Annotated in this window: 24 protein-coding genes and 2 pseudogenes; 9 read left to right on the forward strand and 17 right to left on the reverse strand. The window is 40.4% G+C overall.

Going from position 1 to position 23,509, the window contains the following annotated elements:
- Positions 1 to 48 precede the first annotated feature (48 nt).
- Positions 49 to 1,908 (forward strand): LTA synthase family protein, encoded by a 1,860-nt coding sequence (locus tag ACO05V_RS15345; RefSeq protein WP_421853311.1) that lies wholly within the window; start codon positions 49 to 51, stop codon positions 1,906 to 1,908.
- A 74-nt stretch (positions 1,909 to 1,982) separates the two neighbouring features.
- Here ACO05V_RS15345 and ACO05V_RS15350 read toward each other — a convergent pair whose 3' ends face one another.
- Positions 1,983 to 2,648, reverse strand: a complete 666-nt coding sequence (locus tag ACO05V_RS15350; protein ID WP_421853314.1) for a class I SAM-dependent methyltransferase — start codon at positions 2,646 to 2,648, stop codon at positions 1,983 to 1,985.
- 282 nt (positions 2,649 to 2,930) lie between these two features.
- Here ACO05V_RS15350 and ACO05V_RS15355 point away from each other — a divergent pair, with 282 nt between their 5' ends.
- Positions 2,931 to 4,445 carry an alanine/glycine:cation symporter family protein gene (locus ACO05V_RS15355; RefSeq protein WP_421853317.1) on the forward strand — a complete coding sequence of 505 codons (1,515 nt, stop codon included), beginning with the start codon at positions 2,931 to 2,933 and terminating at the stop codon, positions 4,443 to 4,445.
- Positions 4,446 to 4,542: 97 nt separating this feature from the next.
- Here ACO05V_RS15355 and ACO05V_RS15360 read toward each other — a convergent pair whose 3' ends face one another.
- The 3 genes from ACO05V_RS15360 to ACO05V_RS15370 form a co-directional block, all read right to left on the reverse strand.
- The gene (locus tag ACO05V_RS15360) at positions 4,543 to 4,920 is read right to left on the reverse strand and encodes a DsrE family protein (RefSeq protein WP_421853320.1); all 378 of its coding nucleotides are present in this window, start codon (positions 4,918 to 4,920) and stop codon (positions 4,543 to 4,545) included.
- Positions 4,921 to 5,023: 103 nt separating this feature from the next.
- Positions 5,024 to 6,607: an L-lactate permease gene (locus tag ACO05V_RS15365; RefSeq protein ID WP_421853323.1), complete on the reverse strand. Its 1,584-nt coding sequence runs from the start codon at positions 6,605 to 6,607 to the stop codon at positions 5,024 to 5,026.
- A gap of 247 nt (positions 6,608 to 6,854) precedes the next feature.
- On the reverse strand, positions 6,855 to 7,655 hold the full coding sequence (locus ACO05V_RS15370; protein ID WP_421853326.1) for a glycosyltransferase family 32 protein: 801 nt from the start codon (positions 7,653 to 7,655) through the stop codon (positions 6,855 to 6,857).
- Positions 7,656 to 8,135: 480 nt separating this feature from the next.
- Here ACO05V_RS15370 and ACO05V_RS15375 point away from each other — a divergent pair, with 480 nt between their 5' ends.
- Positions 8,136 to 8,897, forward strand: coding sequence for an EAL domain-containing protein (locus ACO05V_RS15375; protein ID WP_421853329.1), 762 nt, complete (start codon positions 8,136 to 8,138; stop codon positions 8,895 to 8,897).
- A gap of 92 nt (positions 8,898 to 8,989) precedes the next feature.
- On the opposite strand, the gene ACO05V_RS15380 is transcribed toward ACO05V_RS15375, so the two are convergent.
- The 3 genes from ACO05V_RS15380 to ACO05V_RS15390 form a co-directional block, all read right to left on the reverse strand.
- Positions 8,990 to 9,535, reverse strand: a complete 546-nt coding sequence (locus tag ACO05V_RS15380) for a DUF6630 family protein (RefSeq protein WP_421853332.1) — start codon at positions 9,533 to 9,535, stop codon at positions 8,990 to 8,992.
- 76 nt (positions 9,536 to 9,611) lie between these two features.
- The gene (locus ACO05V_RS15385; protein ID WP_421853335.1) at positions 9,612 to 10,100 is read right to left on the reverse strand and encodes an ASCH domain-containing protein; all 489 of its coding nucleotides are present in this window, start codon (positions 10,098 to 10,100) and stop codon (positions 9,612 to 9,614) included.
- Between the two features lie 26 nt (positions 10,101 to 10,126).
- Positions 10,127 to 10,318 carry a DUF3185 family protein gene (locus tag ACO05V_RS15390; protein WP_212918593.1) on the reverse strand — a complete coding sequence of 64 codons (192 nt, stop codon included), beginning with the start codon at positions 10,316 to 10,318 and terminating at the stop codon, positions 10,127 to 10,129.
- A gap of 174 nt (positions 10,319 to 10,492) precedes the next feature.
- Here ACO05V_RS15390 and ACO05V_RS15395 point away from each other — a divergent pair, with 174 nt between their 5' ends.
- Positions 10,493 to 10,864, forward strand: coding sequence for a glutathione S-transferase N-terminal domain-containing protein (locus ACO05V_RS15395; RefSeq protein ID WP_421853338.1), 372 nt, complete (start codon positions 10,493 to 10,495; stop codon positions 10,862 to 10,864).
- 106 nt (positions 10,865 to 10,970) lie between these two features.
- Here the strand turns inward: ACO05V_RS15395 and ACO05V_RS15400 are convergent, their stop codons facing one another.
- Complete coding sequence (locus ACO05V_RS15400; RefSeq protein WP_421853341.1) at positions 10,971 to 11,801, reverse strand: helix-turn-helix transcriptional regulator; 831 nt, start codon at positions 11,799 to 11,801, stop codon at positions 10,971 to 10,973.
- 101 nt (positions 11,802 to 11,902) lie between these two features.
- Here ACO05V_RS15400 and ACO05V_RS15405 point away from each other — a divergent pair, with 101 nt between their 5' ends.
- Positions 11,903 to 12,757, forward strand: coding sequence for an SDR family oxidoreductase (locus tag ACO05V_RS15405; RefSeq protein ID WP_421853344.1), 855 nt, complete (start codon positions 11,903 to 11,905; stop codon positions 12,755 to 12,757).
- Between the two features lie 199 nt (positions 12,758 to 12,956).
- Here ACO05V_RS15405 and ACO05V_RS15410 read toward each other — a convergent pair whose 3' ends face one another.
- The gene (locus tag ACO05V_RS15410) at positions 12,957 to 13,709 is read right to left on the reverse strand and encodes a TSUP family transporter (RefSeq protein WP_421853347.1); all 753 of its coding nucleotides are present in this window, start codon (positions 13,707 to 13,709) and stop codon (positions 12,957 to 12,959) included.
- 268 nt (positions 13,710 to 13,977) lie between these two features.
- Between ACO05V_RS15410 and ACO05V_RS15415 the strand changes: the two are divergent.
- Positions 13,978 to 14,172 (forward strand): annotated as a pseudogene (locus ACO05V_RS15415) (GntR family transcriptional regulator); the annotation flags it as partial.
- A 77-nt stretch (positions 14,173 to 14,249) separates the two neighbouring features.
- Positions 14,250 to 15,341: a PLP-dependent aminotransferase family protein gene (locus tag ACO05V_RS15420; protein WP_421853350.1), complete on the forward strand. Its 1,092-nt coding sequence runs from the start codon at positions 14,250 to 14,252 to the stop codon at positions 15,339 to 15,341.
- A gap of 10 nt (positions 15,342 to 15,351) precedes the next feature.
- Here ACO05V_RS15420 and ACO05V_RS15425 read toward each other — a convergent pair whose 3' ends face one another.
- Positions 15,352 to 16,260 carry an NAD-dependent epimerase/dehydratase family protein gene (locus ACO05V_RS15425; RefSeq protein WP_421853353.1) on the reverse strand — a complete coding sequence of 303 codons (909 nt, stop codon included), beginning with the start codon at positions 16,258 to 16,260 and terminating at the stop codon, positions 15,352 to 15,354.
- Between the two features lie 19 nt (positions 16,261 to 16,279).
- The gene (locus ACO05V_RS15430; protein ID WP_421853356.1) at positions 16,280 to 16,984 is read right to left on the reverse strand and encodes a pseudouridine synthase; all 705 of its coding nucleotides are present in this window, start codon (positions 16,982 to 16,984) and stop codon (positions 16,280 to 16,282) included.
- 205 nt (positions 16,985 to 17,189) lie between these two features.
- Between ACO05V_RS15430 and ACO05V_RS15435 the strand changes: the two are divergent.
- Positions 17,190 to 18,083 (forward strand): annotated as a pseudogene (locus ACO05V_RS15435) (LysR substrate-binding domain-containing protein).
- A gap of 59 nt (positions 18,084 to 18,142) precedes the next feature.
- The gene (gene rarD, locus ACO05V_RS15440) at positions 18,143 to 19,108 is read left to right on the forward strand and encodes an EamA family transporter RarD (RefSeq protein WP_421853359.1); all 966 of its coding nucleotides are present in this window, start codon (positions 18,143 to 18,145) and stop codon (positions 19,106 to 19,108) included.
- Here the strand turns inward: rarD and ACO05V_RS15445 are convergent.
- From ACO05V_RS15445 to ACO05V_RS15470, 6 genes are all read right to left on the reverse strand, one after another.
- On the reverse strand, positions 19,105 to 19,746 hold the full coding sequence (locus ACO05V_RS15445; protein WP_421853362.1) for a glutathione S-transferase family protein: 642 nt from the start codon (positions 19,744 to 19,746) through the stop codon (positions 19,105 to 19,107). The genes rarD and ACO05V_RS15445 overlap by 4 nt on opposite strands.
- 84 nt (positions 19,747 to 19,830) lie before the next feature.
- A complete protein-coding gene (locus ACO05V_RS15450; RefSeq protein WP_421853365.1) occupies positions 19,831 to 20,313 on the reverse strand; it encodes a tetratricopeptide repeat protein in 483 nt (160 codons plus the stop codon).
- 215 nt (positions 20,314 to 20,528) lie between these two features.
- Positions 20,529 to 20,660 (reverse strand): hypothetical protein, encoded by a 132-nt coding sequence (locus ACO05V_RS15455; RefSeq protein WP_421853368.1) that lies wholly within the window; start codon positions 20,658 to 20,660, stop codon positions 20,529 to 20,531.
- A 94-nt stretch (positions 20,661 to 20,754) separates the two neighbouring features.
- Positions 20,755 to 21,168, reverse strand: a complete 414-nt coding sequence (locus tag ACO05V_RS15460) for a hypothetical protein (protein WP_421853371.1) — start codon at positions 21,166 to 21,168, stop codon at positions 20,755 to 20,757.
- 288 nt (positions 21,169 to 21,456) lie between these two features.
- Positions 21,457 to 22,644 (reverse strand): restriction endonuclease, encoded by a 1,188-nt coding sequence (locus ACO05V_RS15465; protein WP_421853374.1) that lies wholly within the window; start codon positions 22,642 to 22,644, stop codon positions 21,457 to 21,459.
- Positions 22,645 to 22,761: 117 nt separating this feature from the next.
- Complete coding sequence (locus ACO05V_RS15470; protein ID WP_421853377.1) at positions 22,762 to 23,403, reverse strand: hypothetical protein; 642 nt, start codon at positions 23,401 to 23,403, stop codon at positions 22,762 to 22,764.
- Positions 23,404 to 23,509 lie beyond the last annotated feature (106 nt).

Below are 23,509 nucleotides of genomic sequence, written 5' to 3' on the forward strand. Positions count from 1 at the left end.
TTCTTTGCTCTTACCCTATTCTGTTTAACGCTAAGTCGACTCTTTCTAATGACTTGGCAAGCAGCGCGAATAGATAGCACCGATGATTGGATGACCTTATTAGGCTTTGGCTTGCGTATTGATATCGCATCCATTTGTTTTATTGTTGGCATACCTGCCGTGATCAGCTTATTCATCTCTGGGATACCTTATATTAACCGTGTCTGGGACGCCCTTACGCGTATCTGGTTAACTGGTGCATTTGTGATGGTCATTTTCATGGAAGCGTCCACTCCCGCTTTTATTGACGAATACAGCTTAAGGCCCAATCGACTGTTTGTAGAGTATTTACTCTACCCTAAAGAAGTTTTTTCTATGCTGATCGAGGGCCACAAACTCACTTTGCTTTTGACCTTCTTGATAACCATAAGCACTGTGATTTTGGCCTATAAATTTTTCCGCAAACAAAGCATAGCAAATAAACCGCAGCCAAAATGGTTCGAACGACCAGTATTGATGGCTATTGTTTTAGTCCTTGCCTTCCTTGGTGCTCGCTCAAGCCTACAACATAGAGCGATCAACCCGAGCTACACAGCTTTCACCAACGATCCTTTAGTGAACGGCTTAACGCTCAACTCAACCTACTCGTTATTATATGCTGTTAGTGAAATGGCAGATGAAGTTAGCTCATTAGAGCTCTATCCAAACATGGAGCAAGGCAAGGTCATTACTGAAATCCATAAGGCAATGAGATTAGATAAAGATCAATTCACGTCAACTGACTATCCAACCTTACATAAACAAATAGCAACACAGCATTTTGATCGCCCTAAAAACCTTGTCATTATTTTAGAAGAAAGTTTAGGAGCACAGTTTGTAGGCAGTTTAGGAGGGCTTCCTCTTACACCTGAGTACGATAAACTAGTACCTGAGGGTTGGTCCTTTAATAAACTGTATGCAACGGGAACGCGCTCTGTACGAGGTATCGAAGCTGTCGTTACCGGGTTTGTTCCTACGCCAGCACGCAGCACGGTAAAATTACCTAATTCACAAACCGATTTTTTCACCCTAGCAAAGCTACTGGGACAATACGGTTATAATAGTAACTTTATTTATGGTGGCGGTGCTCATTTTGACAACATGAAATCCTTTTTCTTAGGCAATGGATTTGATTCCATTATTGAAGAAAAAGACTTTGTTAATCCAGAATTTGTAGGTTCTTGGGGCGTTAGTGATGAAGACCTTTTCAGTAAAGCAAACCAAGATTTTGTCGAAAGATCTAAAACTGACCAACCTTTTTTCAGTCTAGTATTTAGCTCATCTAACCACGATCCCTACGAGTTTCCTGATAATAAAATTGAGCTCTATAACACGCCCAAAAACACGCGTGAAAATGCGGTTAAATATGCAGATCACGCTGTCGGTCATTTTTTCGAACTGGCAAAAAAAGAAGATTATTGGAAAAATACAGTATTCTTAGTCGTTGCCGATCACGATGCTCGAACTAGACGTTCTGAATTAGTCCCTATTCCAAACTTTCACATTCCTGCTCTTATCTTAGGTGAAGGGATTAAATCAAAACAAGATAACAGAATCGTCAGCCAAATTGATTTAGCACCAACTCTTTTGTCACTAATTGGCGTTGATTCAAGCCACCCAATGATTGGACAGGATATGACCAAAGCGCCTGATAATTATATCGGACGAGCAATTATGCAGTTTAATCAAAACCAAGCTTATATGACGGGAAATCAGGTGGTGATATTACAACCAAACAAACCGGCAAAAACTTTTCTTTATGAAAACACCTCATTACTACCAAGCAATAAAGTCGGAATCGAGATAATAAATCAAGCAATCGCACATCCTTTACTAGGAACATGGCTTTATAGCAAGAAAAAATACGACATACCCAAAGTCGAGTATTAAAATACTCCCAAAGACATCAAAATGCCGAGCCTATTGCTCGGCATTTTTGTTACCACACAGGTTCATTTACAACATTAAATACCTGTAGCGCCCTTTTGGTACGTCAATATCTGACCTTTAAAAGGCAGCGTCAAATAGCTAGTACGATCAGGTTTTCGTTGATGATGGGTGTAACCTAGCAAAACCATTTTTTTACTGAAAGGAGCATGATGACCTCGTCCTGGGTCCACCAGCACAACCAAGCAGTTTTCCGCCGCATGCTTTTCAATAAAAGCGGATAATAAATCGACATGAAAGCGTTCATACAAAACATCACTGCCGATAATGCAGTCGTATTTACCCAGATCAGTATCCACATCCTGCCAGCTCGCTCTAATAAAGGGGATTGGCGGATCACCATTCAATAGAGCATTTACTTTCAGGAAATTTCCAACCTCTGGGTGATAGTCCGTTGCGGTAATATTGGCAAGCCTATGATTTAGCACCAAGCTAGCCAGCCCTATCCCACAACCCACTTCCAGTATTCTTAAACCTTCAATTTTATGTTCAAACATAAGATGCGCAAGCACTTCACCAGAGGGCCAAATCACACCAAATAAAGGCCATACCGCGGACGAAATACCTAAATTCAAGGCAACATCGTTATCGTCTGAAAACTCTTGATTATCACGCAGTGTACGCACATGAATATCGGTCTTATCAAACTCAAGAGTTTGATAACGAACACGAAAACGAGACATAACCGTCCTAGAGGTACACGAAAATAGCAAACGCTATTAAACTGAAGCACCATACTAGCGCCATTAAGCGCTAAAAATACATCATTACTTAATATTACAAATGGATCTCATTGTTTTTTCATGGTAAATTCGCCCCACTACGGTGCACTTTTCATGCGCAATTTACCTTTCTTCACAGTAACATTCCGCAGATTAATGGCGACTATCCCCAAAACCGCCGCACTCTAGTATCAATACAACAACTAAAAAAGCTCATAGAGCTAATCTTATCGAGGACTATCTATGCAAGAATTCATTGATTTCTTAAACGGAGTCATTTGGAGCCCTGCCCTAATTTATCTATGCCTAGGCGCTGGCTTGTTCTATTCAATATTGACGCGTTTTGCTCAAGTTCGTCATTTCAAAGAAATGTGTTCACTTTTGTTCAACTCTAATGATTCAGACAAAGGCATTTCTTCTTTCCAAGCACTTGCTGTGTCTCTATCAGGTCGCGTTGGTACAGGTAACATTGCAGGTGTTGCTGCTGCCATTGGTTTTGGTGGCCCTGGTGCCATTTTTTGGATGTGGGTCGTTGCTTTCTTAGGCGCAAGCACGGCTTATGCAGAATCGACTTTAGGCCAGCTTTATAAAGTAAGCGAAGGCGGTCAATACCGCGGTGGCCCAGCGTATTATTTCGAGCGCTGCCTTGGCTGGCGTTGGTTAGGTGTATTGTTTGCTTTGTCTTCTATTCTTGCTTGTGGTGTTTTCTTACCAGGCATTCAAGCAAACTCTGTTGGTAATGCTGTAACGCAAATCTTCGGTGAAGGTGTCGTTGTATCAAGTTCATTCGGCGACGTAGGCTCAACTAAATTAGTCGCTTTGGCTGTTATCTTGGTTGTCTTGGCATTCATAATCTTTGGTGGCATCAAACGCATCGCCAACTTCACTCAGATTATCGTGCCATTTATGGCGCTTGGTTACATTGTGATGGCGTTGATCGTTGTTTTCCTCAACCTTGATAAAGTGCCAGGTATTTTTGGCATGATCTTCTCTGATGCCTTCACTGCACAAGCAGGTTTTGGTGCGGCAATTGGTTGGGGTGTAAAACGCGGTGTTTACTCTAACGAAGCCGGTCAAGGTACTGGACCTCATGCAGCTGCGGCAGCAGAAGTTCAACACCCAGCACAACAAGGTCTTGTTCAAGCCTTCTCTGTTTACGTTGATACACTATTCATCTGTACCGCTACTGCTCTGATGATTTTGATCACCCAGCAATACAATGTACAAGGCACTCTGCCTGACGGTCAATTCATCGTACAAAACGTTGACCCTTCTACAATTATTGCGTCTCCTGCCTTCACTCAAATGGCATTAGCAAGCGTATTTGGTAGCTCAGGTCCTGTCTTTGTAGGCATTGCATTGTTCTTCTTCGCATTCACCACTATTTTGGCGTATTACTACATCGCTGAAACGAACGTTGCTTACCTACGTCGTGCGCTGAACATCAACGTATCATTAACCTTCGTAAAACTGCTTATCATGTTCATGGTGGCTTACGGTACGGTTAACACGGCAGGTTACATCTGGAACCTAGGTGATGTTGGTGTAGGCTTAATGGCTTGGTTAAACATTATTGGTATTCTGACTATTTTCTTTATGGCAAGACCTACAATGAAAGCCCTAAAAGATTATGAAGACCAAAAGGCGTCTGGTGTAACTGAATACACCTTTAACCCGAAAGCCCTTGGCATCAAAGGTGCTGAGTTCTGGGAAAAACGTTACGACAAGCAACAATCTGAAAAAGCAGCTGACAAATAGTTAAACGCTATACAGTAAAAACATTAATATAAAAAGGGTCACTTTTAGGTGACCCTTTTTCGTTCTACACTGCTGTACACTTCATAGACGACAATCACTAAGGTTTGATATAAGCAAACCCTTCTGATTGCTTCTGAATCAATTCTAATACACCAACAGGAACAACCTTTAAATATTCAGGTATAGATTCGACAGAGATATTCGATCCACTTAATGAATTCTGGCACACAGTAAATTCAACACCCTGCAAGGTTAATTGCTTAATAATATCCACATGACTCGGCTGTACTTTTCTATCAAAAAGATGATTATTAAAAGTATGTTGATCAAAGATGATCACAGCCTTTGCGTTAACCAACACCGTAATTCTACAAGCAGTCACATCCACCACCTTTACAAGATTTCGAACATTCGCGAGAAGCAACGGCCACTTTTCGACTTCATCGATATGAAAAACCACTTTCACTGATTGCATGACATCCTCATTAAACGACACTATTGTGATTAGGTATTAGCTAACGTAAAGCAACCCCAGCAAACCCAAAAGCCAGATAAAATCAACATCATCTGGCTATCTCTTATAAATTCAAACTTACGACAGAAAACAATCCCGCCACCAACGCATAAGCTCCCAGCGGAATAATAGTACGTTTAATAATAAACCCTTCTTTATTACTCACCCCCAGAATCGTCGATACTGCAATAATATTATTAATGCACACCATATTGCCCATCGCCGCACCAGCAGATTGCAACGCCAATATTAAGCTAACGGGTAACCCGACTTTCTCCGCGATGCTTAATTGAATACCACCAAAGGTTAAGTTGGACACTGTTGCCGACCCAGAAAAGAAAGACCCAAGCGCTCCAAGAAGCGCCGCCGCATAGCCCCAACTATCACCGAGTACCCCAGCAAACGCCTGAGCCAATAACAACATCGGAGCTTGGTTTCCGCCTTGCATCATCAAGTTGACCATAATCAACGCACCAATCAGAGACAACATTGGCAGACGTAATCGCTCCGCCGTGCTCCGAAATGACCTTGCCACTTGCTCACCAGACATTCGAAACAAAGGAATACAAAGCAAAGCGACAATTAAAAAAGGAACCAATGCGGGAACGTATAAACTTTTGTATTGCCAACTCACCCCCGTGCCAAGAATATTACTCAAACTCAGCACCAGCGACTGGCTGACAGCAAATTCCGACGACCCTATCGACCAAGTAAAGAAAGCAGACACATCATTTAGCAAGGCTTTGATACCCAATTGAGGGATGCGCGTTACAATCAGAATCACAATCAACAAGATGAAAGGCAAAAAAACCTTTATCACTTCGCTTGCTTTCATCGTTTTATTTGGTACAACTTCGTTTTTGTCGTGACAAAGCCCAACACCTTTCTTAGCCAGAAAAACACTGATTGCCAAACCAACGGCACCGCCAATTAACGAAGGGAATTCATAATTCCACTGAGCAAACAAAACATAAGGCAACGTACAAGAAAGGATACTGAATAAAACAAACAAAGCATTTTGCCGAATATCACGCCACTCAACCACAAAAGACAAAGCAATAAAAGGAACAAGCAAGGCAGCAAAACTATTTAATAACGCCGTTGACTTAGCAACCTCCATAAGCTGAATCTCTGACAACCCAAGTCCGGATAAACCAAACCAGATAGGAGAACCCACCGCCCCAAAAGACACCGGAACAGTATTCATTGCTAAAGTAAAAATCGCCACCGGAATAGCCGGAAAACCCAAACCAACCAATATTGGCGCAGCAATTGCTGCTGGCGTACCAAACCCAGACGCTCCTTCAATCATAAATGCAAAAGCCCAACCAATAATCATCAATTGAGCCACTTTGTTAGAACTGATGCTTTTTAGCCAGCGACTTAACACCGCTTCAGCATCCGAAAAGAACATCACACGATTTAATAAAATGGCACCAGCAACAATAGAGATAGGAGTCAGAACCGACAAAGCGCCAGCAATAACATTAGCAATTAACAAAACGAAATCGGCTTGAAAAAACACCAATTGAATAAACGCAACCAAGGCAGCCACAACAGGTAAAGCAATATGAGAAGGCACAGCATTACGCTTTATCATCGCCCAAATTAATAATAAAATCGGTAATGCTGACAAAACGGTATTCATGCTTATCCCTGCTTAATAGTTGTTATCATGCTTGCCTATAAAAATATAGTAAAAAAATGAGATTTTTCTTCTTTATTTTAGATCATCACAAAGATTTTTTTATTGATACAAATCAGTTTTAAGAAAAACATCAATTAAAAACCGCCCTCCTCTTTAAGTAAAAAATGGCGCCTTAATAATTTAAGTCGCCATGAGAATCATTCAAAAGTTTTTTAAATAGATAGTCAAAAATCTTAATAAAAATTAATTAACATTTAACAACATCATCTTCATGTTTATGAGTCCATTTACCTCTTGGCTTATCTAAGTACTGAAAATACTCATTTGTAAATGCTCCTTGAATGCAAACATAGCCTCTACGTAGGCTATGAACTTCTTGCCCATCCAATATTTCGTTCAACACTGCTGGCCCTGTGGTATTATAGACCCCTTTCTTTTTCAATCCCTTGTATCCATTAATATTAAAGACTATTTTATTTATAACACTTTTATAGTGAGTATTTTTAGCAGTTGTTGCTAAGAAAAAATTTGTAAATTCAGCATCATTCTTTTTGTACTTAATATAAAGAGCATCGTATTTCTCTTTTAAAATCAGGCTAATCGGCCATACCAGTGTGGCATCTATATCCATATAAACACCGCCATTATTATACAAGTTTACCATCCGCCATAGGTCTGCTTGAGCAGCGCCATCGTTCAGCTTTAGATAAGCATAATAAGCATAATAAGCATCAGATGAAGCATACTCTTTCATATATAACTCACGACTTTCTGTACTCACATAACGATAGTCATAATCTAAAGACATTAAGCGATTAAAAAGATAGTTCACATAAATAGGCAAAGTACATCGACTTGAATAATTTGTCTGCCAGATCACTTTAGGAATAGCTGAAGCATTTTTGCTTTTCAGTTTGGCTTTAGAAAACTCAGGTATTGTGAAGCGAAGATCATGCATTAAAAAATGAAAAGGATATGATACTACTTTGACTAGATTACCCACTAACCGGATAAATCGGTTCGAAACCATTCTCAAAAGAGTGTTCATCAGATAGACCTCTAGAATGCAAAACAAGTGGCTCGCATTGAATACCACTGTGAAATCACACACTATCGCAGTGAGGTTACAAATAAATGTCAACGTATTAGCATTTCTAAACACAGGAAGTAAAAAGCTCCCCAACACCATCACCACCTGCAGTTGATCAACGTAACGCTTTTACCAAAAAACTAAGGAGTATCTCTTTGAGTGGGGGCTTGAGTGATATTTAAAGGATCAACCTGCAACTTATGATCCAATGCCGCCTAAGTCCACCAAATGCTTCAACAACATCCACCGAAGAAAGTTGTAACGAAATCCACACGATAGCAAATCTTTGAAAGAAATGGCGTGGTACTGGTAAATCACCAACTAAAGCTCTATTGTTTATATACACTATGGAAATCATTGTAATAGGGGATTATATGTCCAAGAAGCACCTATCTTTTCCCCATATACCCAAGTATTAAACAAAAGAGAACTAACGACATGCAACAGAAGGACTTTCGAAAACTAGGCTGCGCAGAATGTTCAACTGGGTGTGACTTAGGATTCGACTTCACTATGGCGTTTCAGCCTATTATTAATAGCCAAACCAAAACCGTCTTCGCACAAGAAGCCCTTGTTCGTGGTTTGAATAAAGAAAGTGCCTTTCAGGTTTTTCAAAACGTCAATAACACCAATCTCTACCGTTTTGACCAAAGTTGTCGAGTAAAGGCCATCAAACTTGCCGCCGAACTGGAAGTACACAAACACAGTTTTCTCAGCATTAATTTTTTACCCAATGCTGTTTACAAACCAGAACTTTGCATTCGCACTACATTAAACGCAGCTGAAGAGTATCAATTTCCAAAAGAAAAGATCATTTTCGAATTCACAGAAAACGAACAAATCGTTGATAGCAAACATTTAGAATCCATCATTCAACACTACCAAGAACAAGGTTTTCTAACCGCCACAGACGACTTTGGCTCAGGATTCAATGGTTTGAACCAACTTGCTGATCTCAATACAGACCTCACCAAAATAGACATGGCACTTATCAAGAACATCGACCAAGATAAAAAACGCCAAATTATCGTACAGAACTTGGTGAACTTATTTAATGAACTTAACATGCTAATTATAGCGGAAGGTGTCGAAACCAAAGCCGAATACCATGCCCTACAAGACATAGGAATTCATCTGTTTCAAGGTTACTATTTCGCCCGCCCAAGCTTTGAATCTCTTCCTGATATCAACTGGGATTAAATTACTAAAAAAACAAATACGATGTACTTTGCCATTAGCTTCACGCCGTATTCGATTTAACATTTAGACTCTAAACGCCAAGGCTCTATAAACTATTGCTCGTTTTCATGATCTAACCGAACTAAGTTTAAGCCAACCTTATTCCCAAGCTTCAAAAATTTAGAATGAGTACGAGAATCACAGATAAAGCCCGTATATTCATCAGAACCTTGATCCCACAACACAAACTCATAACCTCTGGTCTTTAACCACACATCATAGGTAACCAACGCTTGCCAAACGCTCTCATACTCATGGGATGAATTAAGCACGAAAGTATCCTTTATGCCATAGTGTTTTATTTGCGAATTCGCCTGTGGCTCAACTTCATCAACATCATGCCAATCAATACTCACGTTCACCCAATAATTTTTTTCTTTTAGATCGTGTAGAGAGTCCTCAAGTGCTTCACTGATCTCATTCTTCTCCCCCCACATAATCTTATGGATTTCATGGGAGCGAATATCCTTTGGCAATCCAGAAAGAAGCAAAGAAAGAAAACGCTTTCTTACATATATTTGGTAGACCATGTAGCCCAGAATATAAGGACTACAGATTATAATGATAATCCAAACAACTGTATTTTTAATAAATTTCACATACACTCCATGTAACATTAACGATTTAATCCATTTTATACAGTTTTCTGCTGGCACAAAACAGCAATCTAAACACTTATTGATAAACAACTTTAAATCGCTCTAGCACCAGCAGCATATCTTCTGCTGCTTCAATATCTAACTCCTCGCATTCGGCAGAGAAAAACGCCCAATGCGCTTCTCGCCACCAAGCCAAGGTTTTATCGCCCTCGCCTTCTGCAGTAGCAAACTCTTCGCTAACATCACAATATCGGCATTCTGTGACGGAAGTTATTTCTATGATACACACAGGCTTGCCGTCCCAGTCAGTCACAACTTGCAAGTGACCAACCTCAGGTATGACTTCACCTTCATGTCTATACCAATATTTCATACTGCACGAGGCTTGCTTTTCACCTCGCACAATTAAATCAGCGCAAACATTGGCATTGAACTCGTCGGAACAATAATAATCTGCACTAAAAGACGTGTATTTTTCGGCAACCTCTAGAGGTAAAGAATGGAGAAAGCTATCCAAATACGCTTTGCTTCTTTTTTCCATGAAGTCTTCAACCTCCCTTTTCATCCCACCACACCCTACAAAATGAGCATTTACTTCAGTCTTGTTAGGCCAACTAACACACACACAATACCACCAACCATGCCAACCCAAGCTTCTACTGGTGTCTCACCACTTAGTGCACGAGTTACTTGAGAAGTAGCTGCATCATATATGTTGTAGCCCCATACCGCTAAAGCAGCACCAGCGATAACTAAAATGATACCAATAATTTTATTATTCATACTTACTCCAAAGAATTCTACATTCAGCTAATAAAGCTTGATAGTGACACATATCCGAGCACAAACTGAAAACATTTATCTTTAGCTCTTAAATGATAAGCACTTTACCGATAGAATGACGCTCAATGACATTTCTCCTATTCATTTAGTTATCAGAACAAGCGAGCGTCCTACATGAAAATACTGATAAACCTCATCCGTAACCTACTTGGCTACATCATCATAGCTGTTGACCTTATTACTCGCGGATCTAAGAAAAAACGCGCACCAGAACAGCAAAAAGAGGTTAACCAAGAACTCAAAAGCCTATCTCTTTATCAATTCGCCGCCTGCCCGTTTTGTACTAAAACACGAAGAGCTATGTATAAATTAAATCTACCAATTGAAAAGCGTAATGCACCAGAAGGTTCAAAACATCGCGCTGAATTGCTAGAAGGTGGCGGCCAAGTGAAAGTGCCTTGTTTACGTATTGAAAAAGATGGCAAAGTTGAGTGGATGTACGAATCCTCAGAGATCATCAACTATCTAGAAAAACGCTTTGCATAAACCTATTTTATAAAGCAAATCGAAAACGACTCGAAGTCCAAAAAAATGGCTTCTGTTTCCAGAAGCCATTTTTATAAGCGGAGTATCATTCAAAAGCCCAACCTCATCATTTTTTACAATTCTGTATCAGTTTTTTTACTTTATTGGAACTGTCTTCAGTTTCTGGTGTATAAACGATTAAACTTAACTCAGGTCTACTGGAAACATTAAACGAAGAGTACGCGAGAGAGATTTTGCCAACATCTGGTTTATTTAGACACTTCACACCTTCATTAGAACTACTAATTTCTTGTGCTATCCAAAGCTTTTTAAACACCTCACTATGTTCAGACAATTCGGTCACTAATTGCTCTGTATGCTCTGTTCCACCTAACCTAGCAATGTCCGCGCGAAAAGCACTAACGATTAAATTAGCGGTATCAATCCAATCAGGATTGTGTGCTCTCACTTCATTCTTTAAAAAGAATAAGCGCATAATATTACGATTTTCTGGGGCCAATAATGCGTAATCGGTGAGAACTACAGCCGCAGCGTCGTTCCAAGCAAGTACATCCCACGATAAGTTACGAATAATCGCAGGATTTGGACTCAAAGCATCAAGGATAGATTGTAATCGTGGCGTTATAACATCAGATAATTGATAATCCGTCTTAGGCAAATGCCCTAACGTCGTGAGATAAAGATATTCTTTTTCCGCATTAGTCAGCAATAACGCTTTTGCGATACGTGATAGCACTTCTTCTGACGGAGCTCCACCACGCCCCTGCTCTAACCAAGTATACCAAGTCACGCTAATGTGGGCACGCTGAGCCACTTCTTCACGTCGTAACCCTGGGGTACGCCGGCGCACACTATCGAAGCCCAATGAAATAGGATCAATGCTTTGACGTTTTTTCTTTAGAAATATAGCAAGGTGCTGCTCTGTCGTATTTTTCACAATTATCCTATTAGTTGCTATACCACGATAAGGTCACTACTTTAATAAAGCTCAGCACTTCATACAATGACTTTTTTGACCAACATAAAGTAGAGCAAACTATGAAACGTATATTTGTTACTGGCGCAACAGGATTTCTTGGGCAAGCGATCGTAAAAAATCTTCTAGACAATCATTACGATATTGTGGGACTAGCACGCAATGAAAGCAGTGCTGCAATATTAGAGAGTCTTGGCGCGACCGCACACATAGGATCATTGCAAGGTATCGATTCGATTTTAGCAGGTATAAAAGATGTCGATGCGGTGATCCATACCGCCTTCAATCATGATTTCGCTACCTACAAACAAAACTGCGAAGATGATCGACACATTATCCTAGCCATGGGGAAAGCACTGAATAACACATCACGGCCACTCATTGTCACATCAGGGGCTTGGGCTATAGAGTCTCATTCTGAGCAGTTCCCACGCGCAGCGTCAGACGAAGCCGCTTTAGCCTGTCATAAAAACGGGACAAATTGCATGATTGTTGGTTTATCTCAAGTTCACGACACTCATAAATTTGGCTTAATTAGTCCAATGCTAGAGATTGCGCAAAGTAAACAAGTCTCTGCCTACATTGAAAACACAAATAATAAATGGGCCGCTGTTCACTTATCAGATGCCGCTAACTTATATCGTCTAGTGTTAGAAAACGGACAAAGCGGTCATAAATACATTGCGGCGGGCGAAGAAAACATACCATTTAAGAGCATTATGCAAACCATTGGTGATCGACTTAATATTCCTACTCACGCCATAACCAAAGAAGAAGCTCGAGACCATTTCGGACACTATGCGCATTTTGCAGAGCTATCGCTTAATGCATCCGGCGAAGAAAGTAAAAAGAAACTAGGTTGGGAGCCTAAAGGTGCCTCTCTTCTGAACGACATTTCCAACGCGGTTTTGTCTTAACCTTGATTAGGATTAAAGGTGTAGAACCCAAAAGGTCAGGGTTTTACACCTTTACATTTTACTCGTCAGAAGCGCTCACGTACTTTCGCCAATTATGTTGTTCTTTAAAGCCCAGCACATCGCGAATTTTACGGTTAGAGAACAAGGCGTCATACGCCCAAATATTTCGGATAAATGTCACATAAGGAAAAAGTATTCATCAACTGAAAACCAGCATCTTAACCGAAATTCCGACACTTACGACGATCATGGTGAACTTTATAAGCTGCTTGCCTTTGGATAAAACTAACCTCGCTCCAATTTGCCCACCAACGACCTGCCCAATAAACATGAGTAAACCAACATCCCAGATGATGGCTCCGTCATAAACAAAGTACAATAAAGCTGCCAAATTACTGCAAAAATTCAGCAGCTTAGTTTGTGCTGTTGCCTTCACCAAATTAAATCCCAAGAAAAAAACTAAGGATATTGCAAAAAAAGAGCCTGTACCTGGGCCGAAAAAACCATCATAAAATCCGATAGCGGTTGCAATAACAAAGGTATAAGCATGAGGTGATATTTTATTATCTTGATTTACTTCGCCTAAATTGGGGGCAAAAAGAAAATATAACGCAAAACAAATCAATAAAAATGGCACTACAGAGGATAGGAAATCACTTTTAATCATTGTTAGAACCATTCCTCCGAGAAATGATCCTATGAATGTTGTCAGCATCATCCATTTCATCTCTTTGATTTTAATGTCTCCTGTTTTAATAAAGTGCAAAGACGCTGACAGCGTTCCTCCTACACCACCTAACTTATTGGTTGCAATGGCGGATACAGCAGGGATCCCACACATTAACATTGCAGGAATCGTAATAAGTCCACCACCACCGGCTAATGCATCGATGCACCCAGCTACGATAGCTGCCATAAACAGAAATAACAGTATCTCATTAGTAAGCTCCATGATTCATTTCCTTATGTATAATCGGATGTACTTTGAAAGCTTACCAGCGTCTGCTGGTATCAAAGCAAAAGTGGATTTGAGGGATACTAAATCTCGACATAAAATCAGTTTCTGCAAGATTGTTTCTAGTTCATGAGCCATTGTTACCTTTCTCCTTCTGTTTATATACCAACAAAAATTAAGGTAACGAGTAATTCAACTCCAAAATATATACAGTTATGCACATTCTGTTGTATAACAGAACTAAATCGCTGAAATATATGAAGTTATGAATAGAAAACCAATTTACAGGATCATTGCGGATAATATCATCGACTCAATACAGAAGGGGGAGATTTCCCCAGATACAAAGCTTCCTTCCGTACGAAAATTAGCCAAAGAATATGGAATCAGCAACCTTACAGCACTAAATGCAATGCGCTTTCTCGAAAATGAAAGCGTTGTTTATGCTGTACCCAAAAAGGGATACTTTGTTAAACCTACTTCTCAGAAAAAAAATCGAGTTTCAAGCTTGAAGATAAAGAAAGCGAAAAAGAACAATTGTACTCGCTGCTTTCCTCTGGAAACGACTCAGGACTGGCGTTATCAAATGGGCATATTGATCTTTATCCTACTCAGAAAATTAGTAAGATCATGCGCAAACAAATATATCGTAACCCAGACTTACTCGGCGGAAATATCTCGGGACATGGCTATGAATTACTAATAGATGAGATCATAAGGCGATCAATTGAATATGGTTGTTCATTCTCAAGAAACGAGATATGCATCACCAATGGTGGACTTGAATCCTTGTCACTGGCTTTAAGAGCAACCACTTCACCGGGAGACACCGTTTTAGTCCAATCACCAACATACTTCTACACCCTAAAGTTTGTTTCTGAACTGGGCCTGAACTGTGTCAGCGTAAAAACATTTGATGACATCGAATATGAACTAGAAAACCATTCCATTAAAGTTATTGTATACAACGCAAATTTTAACAATCCAGATGGCGTGTTACTTGATGAGAATCAAAAAATTCAACTAGTCAAACTGTCCAAGAAGCATCGTTTTACTATCATTGAAGATGACGTATATGGCGATATTTATTTTACCAATAGCCGACCCAGACCCCTACGTGCGTATTCATCTGATGTCATCCTCTGTAATAGCTTTACAAAATCGATCGCCCCAGGACTCAGAATTGGCTGGATAGCTGGCTCCAAGAGCTCAGTGCTCATCAAGGAACTCAAACAAACCACATCTAAATATACCGCTGAATACCCACAAGCAACTATCGCAGAATTCTTGCGCTCTGGTGGATATGACCTCCACATGCGTAAACTAAGAGCCACATTAGCGTCATTTCGAGATAAAGTGCGTCACGCAATACTGGACAGCTTCCCAGAAGGAACTATCGTTTCTAACCCCCAAGGCGGATTTGTTTTATGGGTTAGCCTACCTGAGCACTTACCCAATAAAGAGAACAAACTACAGGCAGCACTCAGACTTGGAAATTACTTCATTCCCGGCTATTTCTTTTCTTCTAATGAAGAATACGACAATTACCTAAGATTCAATTTTGGCTTCGGATTAAACGAAAATTCGTCAAGGGTGATAAGAACCTTAGGTGAAATTTTTTGTCGGTAAACAGCAAACACTAGTCACGAGGTAATTCAACATAATTCCGCCAATTATGTTGTTCTTTAAAGCCCAGCACATCGCGGATTTTACGGTTAGAGAACAAGGCTTCATGCTCGCCCATTTCTCGGGTAAATGGCACACCTGGAAAAAATCGTTCGGCTAATGCTTTTGTCGGAATAATCGCGCCATTATCATCGTTGCCAGCATTGAACACTTGGAAACCTAAGCCATCTTTTTGCAAACATAAATCCACAATCTGCCCTAGGTCTCGGGCATCGATATAACAAAAAGCGTTTCTGCGGCGCACTTCAGGGTGTTTAAAATAATTTGGAAACAGCTCAGCATATTCATGAGGTTCGATAACATTACCAATGCGTAGCGCGTAAATATCAATTCCTGAACGACGCTGAAAACTGCGTGCTGTTTTTTCATTCACCACTTTAGATAATCCGTAGCTGTCCATCGGATCAACGTCATAATCTTCTTCTAATGGCAGCGAATGTGGATTGGTTTGACCATCAGAAAAACAAATACCATAAGTGGTCTCTGACGATGCAATAATCACTTTCTTAATACCAAGCTTCACAGCCGCTTCAATAACGTTGTAAGTGCCCATGGTATTAACACGAAAGGTTTCATTATCTGGATTGATCAGGATTCTTGGCACAGCGGCAAAATGCACCACTGCATCAAACTTAGGCACTCCAGTGCCGGGTTCTAAATCATCAAAACCAGCATACGAACTCATAGCGTTGAACATCTGACCAGAATCGGTAATGTCAGCAATAAGATTATCGACCTTAGGATGATCCAGTGGTTTCAAGTCTATATTAAGCACTCGATATCCCTGATCCAGAAGATAAGCAACCGCATACTTTCCTGCTTTTCCCGAGCCACCTGTAAATAATATTCGCTTTGCTGTCATAACCTAACCTCAATGAGTTTTAATTATTATTGAAAGACTCTACTTCATTCTTAGATAAATAACGCCATTGCCCGACATCAAGATCAAGGCAAACCTCGCCTATTTGCTCTCGATGCAAACCAACCACACGATTACCAACCGCTGCGAACATGCGTTTAACCTGATGAAACTTGCCTTCGGTGATGGTTAACAGTACTTCTTTTGGAGTGATGATGTCTAATTTGGCAGGGCGCGTTAAACCCATCTCGCCTTGTAGCTGTAGGCCTTTCTTGAACTGATCGATAAGATCTTGGCGGTGCTCGGCTGGAATGGCTTGAGACAATTGAACTCGATAGATTTTGCGGCAATCATTACTTGGTAGAGTAATATTAAATGACCAACGCCCATCATCGGTAATCAGTACTAGGCCTGTTGTATCCGCATCCAAACGCCCTGCAATATGCAGCTCAGAGACTTTATCAACCTCTAGATAATTAAACAGAGACGGATACACTTCATCGATATTTGAACACACCGTGCCCGCAGGCTTATTCATCAAAATGTAGCGAAAATCACGAGCTTTTAACTTATCACCATTCAGTAATACCCTATTGTTTTCATGCACCTGAGTCGCTTCGCTTGTCGCAACCTCACCATTTACGAAAACTTCACCAGAATGGATACATTGGATTGCTTCCTTTCTGGTTAGCTCAGTGCTTTTGCAAACAAATTTATCAAGGCGCATAACAGGCAACATTAGATGGTGAAAGAGCCAGACATTATCCTTTCTGATTGACTTTTATCAACCACGCTTTCATAAAAACACAAAACATAATCTGCATTAAACGCACAAATTAAATGCATTAAACCTAGTTGTCTTGCATTAAGTGCACTGCGATACTTTGTCTGTCGGAGCGATTCGCTTCATTCTGTCTTAAATAGGTACGCCAATGAATGCAAACTATGCAGATGAAATTTTAGCGCTGTTAGCCATTGCGAAGCATCGATCTTTCACTTTGGCTGGCCAGTCGCTAGAACGCCACCCATCGATTATCTCTAAGCGCATTGCGGCAATGGAAGCACGATTAGGTATTCGTTTGGTAGAGCGATCTACACGACAACTAAAATTAACAGCCACGGGCCAAGAATTGGCGGAAGAGCTTAGCAAGGCTTTTGAGCATATCAATCAAGCAGAAACAAAAGCGTCGTCAAATTCTGGTTTAGTACAAGGTCGACTTAAAGTCGCCGTGCCAGCCGAAATGGGAAGACGGTGTATCGCACCGTTCATTCCAGAATTTTTATTACTGTATCCAGATATTATTTTGACGATCAATTACAGTAATCGCTTTATTGACCTGATTGAAGAAGGATATGATGCAGCAATACGCATTGGCAGCCTAAATGATAGTCAGCTCGTCGCTAAAAAATTAGCGCCAAACAGACGAATCCTATGTGCAAGCCCTGCGTATCTAAAGTCAAAAGGACAACCTGAACACCCTACTCAACTCGCCAAACATAACTGCTTACAATTCACGGGTTTCAAGAGCTTTCCCGAGTGAAAACTAGTGAAAGACAAGCAAGTGGAATCCATCGTAGTCAAAGGCAACCTTACGTCTAACGACACAGAATCCCTTCTCGCTGCTACAAAAGCCGGCGTCGGTATTTTAGCCGCTGGGGAATGGTTATTTAAAGAAGACCTTGCCAATGGTGCTTTGCAACATATCTTACCCGACTGGACTTTAAATACAGAAGAAGGCATCTATTTTGTTCGCCCTTCCATTCAATACGCCTCGGCGGCTTCCGAAGCCTTCAAACACTGGATAAGCCAAAAGTTAAGCCCTTAACAGTCAATTTTTGGCTCTAACCTCTCTATTATCTCCCTCTTATTAAACAGGAGTTCACCATGTTTAAAGGCATTGTGCTGTCTGTCTTATCATCTAGCTTATTTGCAAGCTTGTACTTTTATTCAATACTTCTTAAGCCATTAACAGGCACTGAGGTATTTGGCTGGCGTATGCTGATGATCTTTCCTTTTGTTGGATTATTCATGTGGTTAAGCCGAGACATAGGATTAATAAACAAGATCATTCATCAAGTACGTCATCGCCCCTTGCTGCTATTAGGATTATTACTAAGCGCTTTTTTAATCGGTTTGCAACAATGGCTATTCTTATGGGCACCATTAAACGGTCGTGGGCTACCAGTTGCAACTGGCTACTTTTTACTGCCATTAACCATGTTATTAGTAGGCCGTTTTTTATACAAAGAACCACTGTGTTTGTTGCAAAAGTGCGCCGCATTTTTTGCAGGGTTGGGCGTCGCTCATGAGATCTACATAGGAAGTGGTTTTTCTTGGGAAACGGCTACAGTCGCACTCGGCTTCCCATGCTATTTTGTCTTACGTCGAACACTTAACACCAACCATCTTGGTGGTTTCTTTATTGACTTACTCTTTATCTTTCCCGTTGCGGGAGCCATTGCTCTTATTCACATTACACAGCAAAATGCATCATTATCAGTCAACATGTTCGCACTTTTAGCTGGCCTAGCGGCCATCAGTGCCATCTCGTTTATCTTTTATATCCTCGCCAGCAAGATACTGCCACTGACGTTATTCGGTCTACTTGGAAATGTAGAACCCGTCTTGCTGTTTATCGTCGCAATACTGCTCGGTGAAAGTATTGCAAATGACAAATGGCTTACCTACGGACCAATATGGGTTTCTGTCATCTTGCTCACGTTACACGGTCTCTTGACACTTATTCGCAAAAGAACACGTATTTATGATGTCGAAACGAATGTGATGTTTGGCAATACATTGAAGAAAGAGCCAACAAACCTAAGCACAGGCCGCGATGACTGCTCTTAAAAATCTTCGCGACCTTTCAGCTCAGCAAAATCACTCATAATCCATTTTTGATAGCCAGCTTGTGACTTTAAACCTTCGTACCAATCTGCAACATGTCGAGGAAGCGGCACATCTAATCCTTGAGAAATGAGTCGATAAATAATGGAACCCGCACAAATGTCTGCCAGTGTCATCAATGCACCCGCGACGTATTTGGAATCAGCGAGCGCGGTATCTAATGTTGCTAGGCACGTCATGCATTTTTGTAGGGCCTCATTCACTTCAGGCATGTTTCGTTTACTAGCTGGCATTCGATAATAGCCCCAGAACATCGCCATAAAAGCAGGCTGAAAAAGCACATGAGACCAATCCATCCAACGTTCATATAACGAACGCTGATAGGCATCATCTGAATACCATTTGCCAGTACCGTAACTTGCCGCGAGGTAACGTAAAATCGTGTGCGATTCCCAAATAACTTTGTCGCCATCGATTAGCACAGGTACTTTTTTCATCGGGTTCAATCTAGCAAAATCATCAGATTCAAGTCCGCCAAAACGCCCGCCTAACTCAATATGCTCGTAGGGAACACCGAGTTCTTCCAGAAACCAAAGTACTTTTTGAACATTAAATGACGTCGTTCTGCCGTAGATTTTCACTAAAGGATCCTTTCACGTAATAAGTCGGTGACAACTAGCTTGAAAAACACCGTAATCATGCTTGAAAAATTTATAAGATCAACTTTACCAGCATTTATCCAAATCCCTTGCGTACAACATGATGGCTTGTTGGTAGGCTTTAATTGACTCATCATTTGTCGTCGATACCAACAATTCAAGCAATAATGCGATTGCTTCTTTATGACGACCAAGATTATACAAACACATGGCATAAAAAGGTTTGGCTTCAATCGCATTGGGGTATTCAAAAAGCGTTACGTCAAAGTAGTGAAGAGCCTCCTGGTAAGAACCAATGCATCTATACGAACTCGCTAGACCAAACAGCGCATCGAAACGCTCTTCTTTTGATAACAAACCTGACAAGGCTGATTCATAGTGAACAATGGCCTCTTGCTCCTTGCCTTCGTTGTCATAAGACCAAGCAATATGTAGATGAGCCTTTGCGCTCCAATCATCGCCCGATAACAAGGTATTAAGCAGCCTTCTAGATTTCTCATATTGACCAGACTGACGCAGCGCTATCGCTTCTTTTAAAACGGATTCCATGAACTATCCTACCTTGTCAATATTCATTTATCGTTTATGACTCAAGCAAACATAACCCCCAAAGAGGCTAAATAGGCAACGCTAGGATACAGCCAGTTACGTGGACGGCGACGAAGATAACCTCAGCGACTTGGTTGTCGTCAGCGAGTTTTATTTTGCCAATACCGAGCGTTGGGAATATATCTTAACCACTTTGTATAGATAATCCCGTATTCTTAATCTTGCTCTAACTCGAAAGGCGAACAAGGTGTACCTTGATGGTACTTAAGTTGCCAACAAGTATCGGTAAAAGTCCAAATGGAGAAACGCTTAGCGTAGTCACTCACTGCACCAGAATCGCTTACCAATGCTGACTCGTATTTTAGTAGTTGAACAGATGGCTCTAGTTAGATGTATTCGTAACCTTGCGCGTGAATGAATGAAATTTGAAATTAGTCTTTACTATAAGTCCACTTTAATAGATTCAAAAATCTTTATATACATGGACTTGTTTTCGTTATAGTCCTTACGATTAGTGACCACGGCAATGCTAACAAAAGCGTTTCTCACCTGAGTTGCTGCTGCGACATAATAGGTATGCCCTGCCTCACTCTGGCATGTACTTTCATATTCGCGCAAGACGCCGCATTTAATTGGAGAGACGTCACTTTGAGGGATATATAAGTCTTGTAATGAACTGAAACGATACTCGGCAGACTCTTCGAAATGTCCGTCGTTTTTGCTGAACGCATTGGCAGTAATAGAAACGCTACCATCTAAGCTAGAGATCGAAAGCAAGTCAGAGTCAGTTTTTTGCTGCCAGCCGACAGGTGCCATCACACCAAACGCACCACTTGGCGACGGATAATACTTCATATCTCCCCCAATACTTGCCATTGACGACCTGCCAATTAGCCTCAAAATCATGGCTTTGATTTTATCCATTCTGATTCACTCATAAGATCTATTGAAATCCCACTGTTTGCAAAAATAACAACAGGACCCCAAGTTAAAAACACTGTTTTCTTAAGATGGATATCTCATTAATGACAGGAACACTTTTCGGATGAATCGGGCCGGTTTCATTGATTCATGAAGAGACCATCTTTTAAATTAGACAAATATCAATGAGTCCGACCCTATTCATTCTATTATACCTTTTTCTCACCGAAGCCCATACTCAGCAATTATCGATGGGCGACTAGATAATAATCGCTCCAAATGGCTTTCCGCCCACATTTCTATTCTTAAACCACTATCAGATTGATTATGTTTTTCGATTGAAGCTACCGCATCAGAAGTAAATCTTCCTGAAGTAGCGATTACGTGAATATCAACTTTAGGTGGCTCCCAAAGCTTCATTTGCTCTTTAAGTTCTGCTATGTCGGATACAGAAACGCTCTTTGATAACCAGTGCTTGCACTGAATAATTGTTCGATGCCGAAAAACACCACCAAGAGGGTCATGATGAACTCTTAGTACAGATAAATCTCTTCCTCTATCAGGGGCGTTGGTTTTCATCAGCCATTCAGGATTTTCATAACCTTTTTCAGAAGAAATAAGAGCAAATATTATTCGCTCAAAATCATCTGGAGAGAGATTTTCCCAATTAAGCCTTGTAACAATGGGGCCTGAAGGCTTGCTGGACACTAAGCTACCAAGATCATCTACTTCTACGGGGATCGGCTCTTTTTCGCCATACAGGGATTTTCTAATACCACTTTTTACACTCGGCCAGTCATGCTTAATAATATCTTGAAGATCGCCAAGTAATCCGAAATGTAAGTGTCTTTGTAGATCTGTCCATCTACTTGGACGAGGTTCACTACCTAATAAGGTATCAATTTCAGCTATATGAGACTTTAAATCATCAAAACTGGGGCGTGTAACGGCCTCATTTATTTCAGATTCACTTTCTAGTTCAATTGCAAGATCTCTCAAATCTTGATCTATGCTATCAATAACCGATTGCAGTGTATCTCGCACAAGCTCACGTCTCTTGCGATCAAACCTATACCTATATTGGCGAATTAACTTGACTGGTTCGTAAATCTGACTTTCAACTGAAACGTGACATTCGATCTCGCCAACTTCCATTGCATCAAGCCTGTTCTGTCCTATCTCGTTCAAGTCCATCAAGTAGATTTCTGGTTTCCACCCATCTATTTTTGGAAGAGAGGCCAAAATATTTTCGAAATTTCTACAATTATTTTCATAACTGGTATCTTCTAAAAACGCTACTCCATTGGGAATTACTGATTCCATTTCCAACCAAAGCTTTTCTAGCTTTACCAAGTTTGCTTCTGCTGCTTCAAAAACTCTTAGCGCAGCATTTAGTGGGCTCTCTGTCATAAACTTACTCTGCTCTCAAATGAGATATAACGCCTCATTAAGAGGCAAAAATCAGTTGGTTAAAATTAGCGACGCAGGAGCAAAACCAACTGATTTTCACCCTGTTTTAATGACTTGTTAGCTGTCATTAGTAATACGTGCAATTCCGTTATTTATAGTAGGTATTGCATGGACAATTGAGTCTAAAAACTGTGGGATAGAAGTTGCGATATTTGAAGCCATTTCCATTGCCACATCTGGGGCGTAAAATGCTCCTGATGCAAAATTACCAAGTAACCCTATTGTCAATATTAGCCAATCTTTTCTTCCCAAATGATCCAAGGACTCTTTAACATAAGTTACGTGTTCGGCTAGGTCGTTCTTTATTTCTTGAGTTAAATTAGAATTATTATTTAAACGTTCTTCAAATATATCAAGCTTTTTCCTTATCATTTCCTTCTCTCTTTCTGGAAAAGGAGTGTTATCCATTCCTTTTACATAATTAAGATTTGGAGATATAGGGATATTTTTAACTTTCACTTCTACTGATAAATCATCAACACGTGTTAGCTTGATTTCCTTTACACCGTAACTTGGCACATTTATCAAAAATGGCTGATTGATTTTTAATTCTTCTTCAATATGAATATTAGGACTAGCACTGATAGATAGCATTGTTAATTTAGAAGAGCTACTAGAATATATTCTCGCTATATCTAGGCCATGCACTTCAAATTCAACAACTTCGTCTTTTAATGTTTCTTTTATAATCTGGTTCATATGTTCTCTATTTACTCATAATTGCTAACACTGTATTAAGCGTTAGCATTAATTGGTAGCTATTTTTGCGTTTTTTTTGCAAAAATGGTGAACGGTTTATTGTCCA

The sequence above is a fragment of the Marinomonas sp. genome, assembly GCF_965225885.1.
Taxonomy (GTDB): Bacteria; Pseudomonadota; Gammaproteobacteria; order Pseudomonadales; family Marinomonadaceae; genus Marinomonas.

Bases quoted from the DNA above. Each gene is read 5' to 3' on its own strand.
- rarD (WP_421853359.1), top strand. From the start codon at position 18,143: ATGTTTAAAGGCATTGTGCTGTCTGTCTTATCATCTAGCTTATTTGCA.
- ACO05V_RS15425 (WP_421853353.1), bottom strand. From the start codon at position 16,260: ATGACAGCAAAGCGAATATTATTTACAGGTGGCTCGGGAAAAGCAGGA.
- ACO05V_RS15385 (WP_421853335.1), bottom strand. From the start codon at position 10,100: ATGAAAAGGGAGGTTGAAGACTTCATGGAAAAAAGAAGCAAAGCGTAT.
- ACO05V_RS15370 (WP_421853326.1), bottom strand. From the start codon at position 7,655: ATGAACACTCTTTTGAGAATGGTTTCGAACCGATTTATCCGGTTAGTG.
- ACO05V_RS15465 (WP_421853374.1), bottom strand. From the start codon at position 22,644: ATGACAGAGAGCCCACTAAATGCTGCGCTAAGAGTTTTTGAAGCAGCA.
- ACO05V_RS15355 (WP_421853317.1), top strand. From the start codon at position 2,931: ATGCAAGAATTCATTGATTTCTTAAACGGAGTCATTTGGAGCCCTGCC.
- ACO05V_RS15365 (WP_421853323.1), bottom strand. From the start codon at position 6,607: ATGAATACCGTTTTGTCAGCATTACCGATTTTATTATTAATTTGGGCG.
- ACO05V_RS15430 (WP_421853356.1), bottom strand. From the start codon at position 16,984: ATGCGCCTTGATAAATTTGTTTGCAAAAGCACTGAGCTAACCAGAAAG.
- ACO05V_RS15345 (WP_421853311.1), top strand. From the start codon at position 49: ATGACTTGGCAAGCAGCGCGAATAGATAGCACCGATGATTGGATGACC.
- ACO05V_RS15395 (WP_421853338.1), top strand. From the start codon at position 10,493: ATGAAAATACTGATAAACCTCATCCGTAACCTACTTGGCTACATCATC.
- ACO05V_RS15470 (WP_421853377.1), bottom strand. From the start codon at position 23,403: ATGAACCAGATTATAAAAGAAACATTAAAAGACGAAGTTGTTGAATTT.
- ACO05V_RS15460 (WP_421853371.1), bottom strand. From the start codon at position 21,168: ATGAAGTATTATCCGTCGCCAAGTGGTGCGTTTGGTGTGATGGCACCT.
- ACO05V_RS15360 (WP_421853320.1), bottom strand. From the start codon at position 4,920: ATGCAATCAGTGAAAGTGGTTTTTCATATCGATGAAGTCGAAAAGTGG.
- ACO05V_RS15390 (WP_212918593.1), bottom strand. From the start codon at position 10,318: ATGAATAATAAAATTATTGGTATCATTTTAGTTATCGCTGGTGCTGCT.
- ACO05V_RS15450 (WP_421853365.1), bottom strand. From the start codon at position 20,313: ATGGAATCCGTTTTAAAAGAAGCGATAGCGCTGCGTCAGTCTGGTCAA.
- ACO05V_RS15410 (WP_421853347.1), bottom strand. From the start codon at position 13,709: ATGGAGCTTACTAATGAGATACTGTTATTTCTGTTTATGGCAGCTATC.
- ACO05V_RS15350 (WP_421853314.1), bottom strand. From the start codon at position 2,648: ATGTCTCGTTTTCGTGTTCGTTATCAAACTCTTGAGTTTGATAAGACC.
- ACO05V_RS15375 (WP_421853329.1), top strand. From the start codon at position 8,136: ATGCAACAGAAGGACTTTCGAAAACTAGGCTGCGCAGAATGTTCAACT.
- ACO05V_RS15405 (WP_421853344.1), top strand. From the start codon at position 11,903: ATGAAACGTATATTTGTTACTGGCGCAACAGGATTTCTTGGGCAAGCG.